Raw genomic sequence first — 11,669 nt, 5'->3', positions numbered from 1 at the left:
ATCAGACAGACCCTACGGCTGCCCTACGGCTCCGCCCTCACTCACGCCAGCCGCGTCACATCCAGCGCACCCTCCGCGTACTGCCTGCGCAGCACCTTCTTGTCGAACTTGCCCACGCTCGTCTTCGGCACCGCCGGGATCACCGCCCACCGCTCCGGCACCTGCCAGCGCGCGATCCGCTCACCGAGGAACGCCTGCAGCTCCTCGTAACCGATCACCGCGCCGTCCGTCAGTACCACCGTCGCCAGCGGCCGCTCGCCCCACTTGTCGTCCGGTACCGCGACCACCGCGGCCTCCGCGACATGCGGGTGCGCCATCAGATGGTTCTCCAGCTCGACGGACGAGATCCACTCGCCGCCGGACTTGATGACGTCCTTGGCCCGGTCGGTCAGGGTCAGATAGCCGTTCGGGGTGATCGTGCCGACGTCGCCGGTACGCAGCCAGCCATCGGGGCTGAACTTGTCCTCGGGGCGCAGCGGTTCGCCCTGTGCACCGCCGTAGTACGCGCCGGCGATCCACGGGCCGCGGACCTCCAACTCGCCCGCCGCCTCGCCGTCCCAGGGGAGCTCCTCTCCGCTGGGGCCGATCAGCCGCGCCTCGACGGAGGCGGGGAAACGGCCCTGGGTGGCGCGGTAGGTCCACTCCTCCTCGCCGCTGACGCCGGCCGGCGGATGCGCCACGCTGCCCAGCGGGGAGGTCTCCGTCATGCCCCAGGCGTGGACGACGCGGATGCCGTGCCGCTCCTCGAAGCCGCGCATCAGGACCGGCGGGCAGGCGGAACCGCCGATGATGACCGTGCGCAGACACGCGACATCCCGCTTGGTGGCGTCCAGTTCGGCGAGCAGGCCCTGCCAGATGGTCGGTACGGCGGCGCCGATGGTCGGGCGAACCGTCTCGATCATCTCGGCGAGCGGGGCCGGCTGCAGAAAGCGGTCGGGCATCAGCAGGGACGCGCCGGCCATGAACGCGGCGTGCGGCAGGCCCCAGGCGTTGACATGGAACATCGGCACGACCGGCAGTGCGATGTCCCGGGAGCTGAGCGCGAACGCCTCGGCGTTGTTGACCTGAAGGGAGTGCAGATACAGCGAACGGTGGCTGTAGAGGACGCCCTTGGGGTCCCCGGTCGTCCCGGAGGTGTAGCAGAGCGCAGCGGCTTCCCGCTCGTCGATCTCCGGCCAGTCGAAGGTCTCCGCCCGCCCTGCGATCAGCTCTTCGTAGTCGTGCACCCGCACCCGTGCGTCCGCGAGTGCGGAGAGGTCACCGGGGCCGATGACGACGAGGTGTTCCAGAGTGCCCAGCTGGGGCAGCAGGGGGGCGAGCAGCGGGATCACGGTGCCGTTGACGAGTACGACCCGGTCCTGGGCGTGGTTGATGATCCAGGCCAGCTGTTCGGCGGGCAGCCGCAGATTGAGGGTGTGCAGCACCGCCCCCATGGAGGGAATCGCGAGATAGGCCTCCAGATGCTCGGCGTTGTTCCAAGCAAGCGTGCCGACCCGCTCCTCGGCCGCCACGCCGAGCTCATCGCGCAGCGCGTTGGCGAGCTGTGCGGCACGGCGGCCGACCTCGGCGAACGTGCGCCGCTGCGGATCTGCGCCGGTCCAGGTGATGACCTCCGACTCGCCATGAATCGTCGATCCATGGATCAGGATCCGCGAGACCGTGAGCGGTACGTCCTGCATCGTGCTGAGCACCGGGTGCCTCCGCGTTGTTACGGGCGGGTAGTGGTGCTGCGATTGTCGACGCATACCAGCTGGTATGTCACGCCCCTGTGATGTGTTCTTTACCGCTTACGGTGAGTGGGGGTGAGTGAGCGGTGAGTCGCACGCAGGCGGCACCACCTTCGGGGCACCGCATTCCGTCCCCCGTCACACCGCCCAGACCCCCTCCTTCATCAGCTCGCGCCCGGCCAGCTCGTTCTCCTCGCGCCAGGCCAGCACCCGGTGCGGCCGGAACTCCAGGAACACCCATGCGCTGCGGCCCCGCGGATCCCAGCCGAGCTTTTGCGCGAAGGCATCCCCCGCATCGGCCGGGAGGTCGCTCGACCCGATGACCTCCGCGGTGCTCTGCACCAGCACCACATCCCGGGTGGGGCCCATGGCGACCCAGCAGTCGCCGCGGGCCTTGAGATTGCGGGCGGTGGGATTGGCCGCCTTGGTGGCCATCAGCAGCCGGTCGCCGTGCCACAGGAAGGAGAGCGGGACCAGGCAGGGCGTGCCATCGCTGGATGCCGACGACACCCATGCGTCCTCGTCCGTTTCCCATCGCTGGAGCACATCACGCTTCCGCTGCTCGGCACTGCGGGCCGGCGGGTAGGTAGTCATGGCCGGAGGTTACTGATCACGCGCTCCCGCCACCTCGGCCAAGAGAGGTACGTCCGAGGGCGTACGACCTGGCCGGGGACTTCCGTCCGGGCCGGCGCCACGCTTGCCGCTCCCGCACAGCGCCTGTACGAGGTGGGCCTTCATGGCGGTGTCTATCCGGCTGGGTATGGGGAGGCCGTTCCCGTCGAGGTTTTGATAGTTCGTCAGATTGAAGCCCAGGGACAGCTGGCGCTGCCCGTCCTCGCTGGAAAGGGACCAGGACATCGAGCCGGGTACCTGGCCGTTGTGCCCCCAGAACTCTCCGCACGAAAGCTGCATACGGAACAGGCCGAGGCCGTAGCGCACCGTGCTGCCTTCGATCGGCACCGTTCTCTTCATCTCCCACAGCTGGGCCGGGGCGAGGAGCTCGCCGCCCAGCAGTGCGCGGTAGAACCGGTTGAGGTCGGCCATCGTCGACACGAGTGAGCCGGCCGTGCCGGCCCAGGACATGTTGTAGACGCTGTAGTCGCGCGGCGGGTCGTATACGCCGTACATGGCGTCGTACATCTTGGCGTGCGGTCCGGTGAGGTACGGCGAGCGCGGGAAGTAGGTGTGCCGCAGGCCGGCCTTACGGATGATGTGCTCGGTGATGTACTTCTCCGGGGACTCGCCGGTGACCTTGCGCAGCAGGAGTCCGGCGATCACGTAATTGGTGTTGGCGTAGTGGTGTGCCTGGCCCGGTTTTCCCGACGGCTTGGCCTTCAGACCCAGTCGGACCAGTTCTCTCGGGTCGAACGTGCGGAAGCGGTTGGCTTCCATGCTGTCCGGTGCCGCGAAGATCGCTGGGGTGTACTCGCCTATGCCGCTGGTGTGGTTGAGCAGCATCCGGACCGTGATGGCCCGGCCGCGCTCCCCGGGGATGAGGTCGGGCAGATAGCGCCCTATCGGCGCGTCCAGCTCGATGCGACCCGCGTCGGCCTGCTGAAGCACGGCGACCGACGTGAAGGACTTGGTGATGCTGCCGATGCGGTGCCGCATCTGTGGCGTCATGGGGCGCTCGGTGTCGGTGTCGGCCACCCCTGCGGCACCCTGCCATTCCTCGGCACCGTCCCGGACCGCCGAATAGGCGCCGTACATCCCCGCCTCATGGAACGCCCGCAACGTCCCCTCCAGCGCGGGGCGGTCCAGCCCGGTCCGGTGGTCCGTGGCCACCGCGGCGGGGCCGTCGGCGGACGCGGCCCACACCGGGGCTGCCGAAGCCGCCGGTACTGCCAGCGCCAGTAAGACCGCCGTGGCCGTCCCGGCCAGCCGTGCGCGGCGGCGCTTGACGTGCAACTCCAGGTGCAGGGAAGGGCGCAGGTGTGCCAGGGACATGGCTTCTCCATCGGTTCGAGGCCCGTGCGGGCGTGCGATCTTCGTTGCCTCGATTTTCGCAACGGAGCGTCACCGAGCCATCAACCCGTGGAACTACCTTGATCCCAAGTTCACATGACAAGTGTCAGGTTTAGTGGGGTGGTTCCAAGAAAGCCAGGAACTGTTCAGAGAGGGACGACTTCAGAGAGGGACGGTGAGTGGACGAGATGGCGGGGCGGCGGTCATCCCCGCCCGCGTCCGCCCTTCGCCACCGCTTGCAGGACCAGGACCGACAGATCGTCCTCGACCGGCCCCGTGCCGAAGTCGTGCGCCGCCCGCCGGACATGCTCCGCCAGCGCCTTCGCGCCCAGCCCCATGCCCTGCCGCAGGATGTCGGCCAGGCCGTCGTTGTCGTCCAACTGCCAGTTCCCGCACCGGCGTTCGGTGACACCGTCGGTCACACACAACAGCGTCTCGCCCGGCGCGAGATCGAAGGAGCTGGCATGGAATTCGGCGCCTTCGTCGATCCCCAGCAGCATCTGCGGATCGGACGCGGGGCGCACCGTACCGTCGACGAACAGGTGCAGCGGCAGCGGGTGGCCGGCGCTGGCGACCGTGCAGTGGGCTCCGGCCACGCCCGGTTCGACCTCCAGCTCCCCGTACAGCAGGCTCAGGAAGCGCGGCCCGGCCTGCTCGCCGCCCAGCTCCACCGCCTCCGCGCTCTCCTCCGCCATGGCGGCGTTCAGCCTGCCGAGCACCGACTCGACGCCATGGCCCTCGCGCGCCAGCAGCCGCACCAGATGACGGGCCAGGCCGGTGACGGACATCGCCTCCGGGTCCTTGCCCTGGACGTCACCCAGCAGGAAGCACCAGCGGCGTTCGCCCATCGGGAAGATGTCGTAGAAGTCGCCACCGACGGTCTGCCCCTCGCCGTGCGGCTCGTAGACGATCGCCGTGTCGACGCCGACGATGCTGGCCAGCGACGAGGGCAGCTGTCTGCGCTGGAGCGCCCGGCTGATCATGGTCTGCCGGGTGTACTGGCGGGCGGTGAACACGGCCTGGGCCACCCGCCGCGCCACGTCCTCCACCATCCGCACCACGGTGTCGGTCATCCGCAGCTGCCCCGCCCGGCCGAGCAGCAGCACGCCCTGGTCCGTGTCTCGGGCCACCAGGGGGAACACCAGGGCCGACCCACCCGTCTGAACGGCGCCCGCGCTCTCCGGCCACGGCCACGGGGTCGCGGTGCGGGCACCGACGGACGGCGGGTCCCGCTCCAGTTCGGCGCGGAGCGGATTGATGCGCCGCTCGTCCACGTGCCAGACCCGGGACAGCTGGAGCCCCATGCCCTGGGTGGTCAGCCAGATGCCGCACCAGTCGGCGAGCCGGGGGACGAGCAGCTGCGCGGCGAGCGCGGTGACCATGTCCTCGTCGAGCTGACCGGCCAGGAGTTCGCTGGTCTCGGCGAGGAACGACGGCCCGCCCCGGTCGGCCCATTCGGCGGCGGGCCGACCGCGGCCGTGGGTGACGCCTACGTGGTGCTCCGGCGCACTGTGCGCCGGAGCGGGAAACTCGTAGACAGGGGTCTGGGAATCGGGCACCTCGCTCGCGAACACGGCCCCGGTCTCCGATGCCCCGGTCTTCGACGTCCCGGCACCCCCCCTGAGGGCCCCGCCGTCACCCTCCGTGGCCTTACCGGGCTCCCCGGCCTCACCGGGTTCCTCCGCCTCCAGCCGGAACCACACGCGCTTCTCCGACTGCCGGTACGTCACCCCCCACGACTCCGCGAGCGCCCCCACCACCTGGAGGCCGTAACCGGGCTCGCCCTCCCGCGCGTCCACTCCGCCGTGCACCGTCCTGGAGGGGTGGTGGTCCGCCACCTCGATGACCACACCCGTCCCGTTGGAGGGCTTCTCCTCCAGGCGGCAGACCACGTCGATATCGGTGCCGGCATACATGACGGCGTTGGTGACCAGCTCGCTGACGAGGAGAAGGGCGTCGTCGAGCAGCCCCTCGGAGACCGCGCCTCCGCCGCCCGTCACGGATGCAGGCGCCGCCCCTGATACAGGCGCCGCTTCCCGGCCCTCGCCGGTGAGCACGGCCCGTACGAATCTCCGTGCCCCGGAGGGCGCGAGCTGGTTCGCCGGCAGAGCCTTCCGGGACACGGATGCGGTCGCGCGCGCGGACATTGGTCCCACTGCGCCCCCTGGATGCGCCTGGGAGAAAGTACTTGCAAGCCCTTTATACTATGACATATCTGCCCTTTATGGATCACGGGGGGAGGGTGTGCCATGGCGCTAGACCCGGCCCGGCCCGATGCCGCTGCTCCACCCCCGGGCTCCGACAACTACACCCCCGAGAGCCGGGCGGGCACCGCCTCCGCCCCGGCCCCGCCCACTGCTGCGCCCGAAGAGCAGTGGGTCCGCACGGCCGAGCTGCGCCCGCTGCTGGCGGCGATGCACTCCCTCTGCGACGGAGATTTCAAGGCCGGCGTGGAGACCGGCCAGGAGGGTCTCGTCGGCGATATGGCCGGACTCTTCAACCAGATCGTCGCGCGGAACGCCCATCTGGCCGAAGAGTTGCAACGCGTCCGGCGCGAGATCATCCGCCAGGGACGACTGGACGAGCGGATCACCGCGAGCCCCGGCCAGGGGACCTGGACGACGAACGTGGACGCCGCCAATACGGTGCTTGAGGCGCTGGTCGTCCCGGTCGCGAAGGCCACCCGGGTGCTCGACGCCGTCGCCGACGGTGACCTGACCCAGCACGTCGAACTGCACGACGGCAAACGCCAGCTCCGCGGCGACCTCAGGCGCCTGGGCATCGGCGTGAACCGCATGGTGGACCAGCTCTCGCTGTTCACCGGCGAGGTGACCCGGGTCGCCCGGGAGGTCGGCACCGAAGGCCGGCTGGGCGGTCGCGCCAAGGCCCAGGGCCTGTCCGGCGACTGGCTCCATGTGACGGAGGCCGTGAACACCATGGCGTCGCGGCTGACCGCGCAGGTGCGGGACATCGCGGTCGTGACGACGGCGGTGGCAGGCGGCGACCTGACGCAGCAGGTGACGGTCGAGGCCACCGGCGAGCTGCTGGAGCTCAAGCTCACCGTCAACACGATGGTGGACCAGCTGAGGGCGTTCGCCGACGAGGTCACCCGCGTCGCCCGCGAGGTCGGCACCGAAGGCCAGCTCGGCGGCCGCGCCCAGGTCAGAGGCGTATCCGGGGTCTGGAAAGACCTCACCGACAACGTCAACCTCATGGCGTCCAACCTGACCTCCCAGGTCCGCAACACGGCCCAGGTGATCACCGCCGTCGCGAACGGCGACCTGAGCCAGAAGATCACGGTGGACGCACAGGGCGAGATCCTCCAGCTGAAGTCGACGATCAACACCATGGTCGACCAGCTCTCCGCCTTCGCCGACGAGGTCACCCGGGTCGCCCGCGAGGTCGGCACCGAAGGCCAGCTCGGCGGCCGCGCCCAGGTCAGAGGCGTATCCGGGGTCTGGAAGGACCTGACCGAGAGCGTCAACTTCATGGCCGACAACCTGACCTCCCAGGTCCGCAACATCGCCAAAGTCGCCACCGCCGTCGCGCAGGGCGACCTCGGCCAGACGATCACCGTGGAGGCCAAGGGCGAGATCCTGGAACTGAAGTCGACGATCAACACCATGGTCGACCAGCTCTCCGCCTTCGCCGACGAGGTCACCCGCGTCGCCCGCGAGGTCGGCACGGAGGGCAACCTGGGCGGTCAGGCGCAGGTCAGGGATGTATCCGGGGTCTGGAAAGACCTCACCGACAACGTCAACTTCATGGCGCTCAACCTCACCTCGCAGGTCCGCAACATCGCCCAGGTGACCACCGCCGTCGCCAACGGGGACCTGTCGAAGAAGATCGACGTCGACGCACGCGGCGAGATCCTGGAGCTCAAGGACACCGTGAACACCATGGTCCAGCAGCTGCGGGCGTTCGCGGACGAGGTGACGAGGGTCGCCCGCGAGGTCGGCACCGAGGGCCGGCTCGGCGGCCGCGCCCAGGTCCATGGCGTGTCCGGGGTCTGGAAGAACCTCACCGACAACGTCAACTTCATGGCCGACAACCTGACCTCCCAGGTCCGCAACATCGCCCAGGTCGCCACCGCGGTCGCGAAGGGCGACCTGTCGAAGAAGATCGACGTCGACGCACGCGGCGAGATCCTGGAGCTCAAAACCACGATCAACACCATGGTCGACACGCTGTCCTCGTTCTCCTCCGAGGTGACCCGCGTGGCCCGCGAGGTGGGCAGCGAAGGGCAGCTGGGCGGCCAGGCCCGGGTCGAGGGCGTCTACGGCACCTGGAAGCGGCTGACCACCAGCGTCAACGAGCTGGCGCTGAACCTGACCACCCAGGTCCGCGCGATCGCCGAGGTCGCCAGCGCCGTCACCCAGGGCGATATGTCCGGCTCCATCTCGGTGGAGGCGCAGGGCGAGGTCGCCGCCCTGAAGAACAACGTCAACCTCATGGTGGCGAACCTCCGCGAAACCACCCGCGCCAAGGACTGGCTGGAGTCCAACCTCGCCCGTATCGCGGGCCTCATGCAGGGCCACCGCGACCTGGTCGAGGTCGCCGACCTGATCCTGCGCGAGCTGACCCCCCTGGTGAACGCGCAGTTCGGCGCCTTCTTCCTGGCCGAGGCGGGCGCCGAGCCCGGCGAGGGCCTGGAGCTGATCGCCGGTTATGGGACCGGGCAGGCCGAAGGCCGCCGCTCGCTGCCCCGCCTCCGCCTCGGCACCCCCGGCTGGGGGCTGATCACCCAGGCCGCCATGGAGAAGAAGCGGGTCCTCGTCGAGGCCGTCCCGCCGGACTACATCACCATCCGTTCCGGACTCGGCGCCGCGCCTCCGGCCAGCGTCGTCATCCTGCCGATCATCTTCGAGGACCGGGTGCTCGGCGTCATCGAACTGGCCTCGTTCAGCAAGTTCAGCGATGTCCACCTCGCCTTCATCGACCAGTTCGTGAACACCATCGGCGTCTCCATCAACACCATCATCGCCAACTCCCGTACCGAGGCCCTGCTTTCGGAGTCCCAGCGGCTCACCGCCGAGCTGCGCAAGCGCTCCGACGAACTCCAGCTCACCAACGCCGAGCTGGAGGAGAAGGCGGCCCTGCTGGCGACGTCCTCGCAGTACAAGTCGGAGTTCCTGGCGAACATGTCGCACGAGCTGCGCACCCCGCTCAACTCCCTGCTGGTCCTCTCCCGGCTGCTCGCCGACAACCCCGACGGCCGGCTCTCCTCCCAGGAGGTGGAGTTCGCCGTCACCATCCACCGCGCGGGCTCCGACCTGCTCCAGCTGATCAACGACATCCTCGACCTGTCGAAGATCGAAGCCGGCCGGATGGACGTGCACCCCAAGACGCTGCCGCTGATCAAGCTGCTCGACTACGTACGGGCGACGTTCCGGCCGCTCGCCGTCGACCGGGGCCTCTCGTTCGATGTGAAGGTCGGCGAAAGCGTGCCCGGCGAACTGTTCTCGGACGAGCAGCGCCTCCAGCAGATCCTGCGCAACCTGCTGTCCAACGCCGTGAAGTTCACCTCGTCCGGCGGCGTCGAGCTGCTCGTCGAACGCGTACCGGGCACGGACTTCGAGGAGGAGTCGCTGCGGAACGCCGACGACGTCATCGCCCTCGCCGTGAAGGACACCGGGATCGGCATCCCGCCGGAGAAGCTCGACGGGATCTTCGAGGCGTTCCAGCAGTCCGACGGCACCACCAACCGCAAATACGGCGGCACCGGTCTCGGGCTCTCCATCAGCCGGGACATGGCGGCGCTGCTCGGCGGCAGGATCATCGCCGAGAGCGAGGTGGGCGTCGGCTCCACGTTCACGCTGTACGTACCCGCGCGCTACTCCGGCCCGTCCTCCGCGACCGGTGTGACACCGGCCGAGGCAGGGATCCCCGTTCCGGCCGGTCATGTCATGCCCCAGCTCGCGCCTGGGCCGACAACCGAGCAGGGGGATGTGTTCGCCAGGAAGGAGAGCCCGGCCCGTACGGGAGCGAGGGCCGACGGATCGGATGTCACCTGGCCGGAGACGACGCGCCTCAAGGAGTGGCTGAGCGGGCGCCCCGGCCGCGTGCTGGCCAACCGCCGGCTCCTCATCGTCGACGACGACATCCGCAACGTCTTCGCGCTCACGCATGTACTGGGCCGGGTCGGCATCAGCGTGAAGTACGCCGAGAACGGGCGTGAGGGCTTGGAGGTGCTCGACCGGACACCCGATGTGTCGCTGGTGCTGATGGACATCATGATGCCCGAAATGGACGGTTACGAGATGATCAAAGCGATCCGCCATGCGCCTCGTTTCGCGGACCTGCCAGTCATCGCGCTCACCGCGAAGGCCATGCCGGGTGACCGCGAGAAGGCGATCGAGAGCGGGGCCAACGACTACATCCCCAAGCCGGTCGACGTCGACCGTCTGCTGTCGGTGATCTGCCGACTCCTCGACCCGCAGGGCACCTCCGCGGCGCCGCGGCCGCCCGAGTCCCCCGACAGCGGCGGAGCTAACGGAGCGGCCGAAGCCGCTGGATCAGCCGACGCCACCGGAGCCGCAGGTGTCACCGGATCGCCCGAAGCCACCGGAGCCGCCCCGGGTGACGAGAACGGCGGCACGCCGGAGCAGCGGCCATGACCACGACTCCGACGGATACCTCCATCCTCATCGTCGACGACATGGAGGAGAACCTGGTCGCCCTGGAAGCCGTGCTCGGCTCGCTCGCCCACGTGGTCCGCGCACACTCGGGCGAGGAAGCCCTCAAGGCGATGCTGCGTCAGGAGTTCGCCGTCGTCCTCATCGACGTCCTGATGCCGGGCATGACCGGTTTCGAGACCGCCGCCAACATCAAGGGACTCGACCAGACCAAGGACGTCCCGGTCATCCTCCTCACCGGGGCGTCGGTCGACCCGGACTACGCCTACCGCGGCTACACCGTCGGCGCGGCCGACTTCCTGATCAAGCCGTTCGACCCCTGGCTGCTGCGCACCAAGGTCAACGTCTTCCTGGACCTCCACCGCAAGAACCGCCAACTCGCTGCCCAGGCCGAGCAGTTGCGGCGGCTGCTCACCGCAGAGCACCCCCCCGGCGGCGATACGACACCGACCCTGGAGGCAGCCGAGCAGACCGCAGAGCGCCGTCCAGAGCCCCCAGAGCCCCTGGAACGTCCGGAATCGCCGAGGCCCCCGGAGCCCCCCGAGTCCACGGGGCTCCCAGAGCCCGCGGAGTCCCTGGAACGCCCCCTGTCGGCGGGCCAGCCACCCACCGGTCCGCGCGAACCGGCCGGCGGCCGCAGCGCGGGGGCCGGCGACGCGGCCCGCCTGGCCGAGGCCGCCGGTCAACTCGCCCAGGTGGAGCTGCTCCTACGCGAGACGGACGGCCCCGAGCCGGACGGTCTCGCCGACCGCATCGCCGAATTGGAGCAGGCCGTGGGCCGGCTGCTGGCCAGGCGGGGGCGGTAGGGACACCGGATACACCGCACGCGGTGCATTCCGAGCGTGCGGCGCTTTCCCTGAAGTTGCGTTTCGGGGAAAGCGCCGCAGACTTTCAGACTCCGGTCAGCAATTGCCGAGGCCGGCGAATCGTGCGGTGCGCGCCACGGTTTCCTTGTGCCATCCGCCTCGCGCGTCAATGGTGGTGCAGGGGCCATCGACGTGCCGGTCCCACTTGAAATACACACGGACCGAATATGAACAGTTGTTCGTAGCCTTGGTCGTGGTGGTGGCCCAGCTCGATGTACTCCTGGTCTTCACACAGGAAGGTGCTTTGATCTCGCCGGAGGAGGCCGCACTGGCAGGCGCGACACCCATCCCTCCGAATATGGCCCCGGATGCCACCAGGACGGCGGCTGAGCGGGCGAGATTCTTTCGGCCATTGGTCATGGCTGTCCCCCTTGTTTTCGGGTCGGTCGGGCCCGAACTCGGGTTGGTCGGACCCAAGTTGAACGGACGTTACTCACGTCGACGACGAGGACGAAAGCATTCCGCTGAAGTGTCCT

Annotated in this window: 6 protein-coding genes; 2 read left to right on the top strand and 4 right to left on the bottom strand. The window is 69.1% G+C overall.

The genetic code is table 11. From position 1 onward, the window contains the following. Positions 1-41: 41 nt before the first annotated feature. From AB0I10_RS15085 to AB0I10_RS15070, 4 genes are all read right to left on the bottom strand, one after another. Positions 42-1,691, bottom strand: coding sequence for a long-chain fatty acid--CoA ligase (locus AB0I10_RS15085; protein ID WP_363152889.1), 1,650 nt, complete (start codon positions 1,689-1,691; stop codon positions 42-44). Between the two features lie 174 nt (positions 1,692-1,865). Next, entirely contained in the window at positions 1,866-2,321 is a 456-nt protein-coding gene (locus AB0I10_RS15080; RefSeq protein ID WP_363152888.1) for a pyridoxamine 5'-phosphate oxidase family protein, read from the bottom strand. Positions 2,322-2,330: 9 nt separating this feature from the next. Beyond that, entirely contained in the window at positions 2,331-3,674 is a 1,344-nt protein-coding gene (locus AB0I10_RS15075; RefSeq protein WP_363152887.1) for a serine hydrolase domain-containing protein, read from the bottom strand. Between the two features lie 221 nt (positions 3,675-3,895). Further along, positions 3,896-5,839 carry a SpoIIE family protein phosphatase gene (locus AB0I10_RS15070; RefSeq protein WP_363152886.1) on the bottom strand — a complete coding sequence of 648 codons (1,944 nt, stop codon included), beginning with the start codon at positions 5,837-5,839 and terminating at the stop codon, positions 3,896-3,898. A gap of 102 nt (positions 5,840-5,941) precedes the next feature. Here AB0I10_RS15070 and AB0I10_RS15065 point away from each other — a divergent pair, with 102 nt between their 5' ends. Both AB0I10_RS15065 and AB0I10_RS15060 read left to right on the top strand, forming a co-directional pair. Then, positions 5,942-10,309 (top strand): HAMP domain-containing protein, encoded by a 4,368-nt coding sequence (locus AB0I10_RS15065; RefSeq protein ID WP_363152885.1) that lies wholly within the window; start codon positions 5,942-5,944, stop codon positions 10,307-10,309. Further along, positions 10,306-11,133: a response regulator gene (locus AB0I10_RS15060; RefSeq protein WP_363152884.1), complete on the top strand. Its 828-nt coding sequence runs from the start codon at positions 10,306-10,308 to the stop codon at positions 11,131-11,133. Before AB0I10_RS15065 ends, AB0I10_RS15060 begins: the two co-directional genes overlap by 4 nt. Positions 11,134-11,669 lie beyond the last annotated feature (536 nt).

The sequence above is a fragment of the Streptomyces sp. NPDC050636 genome (assembly GCF_040654775.1).
Lineage (GTDB): Bacteria > Actinomycetota > Actinomycetes > Streptomycetales > Streptomycetaceae > Streptomyces.
The sequence above is the reverse complement of the archived record's forward strand: the minus strand, read 5'-3'. Positions and strand labels throughout refer to the sequence as shown.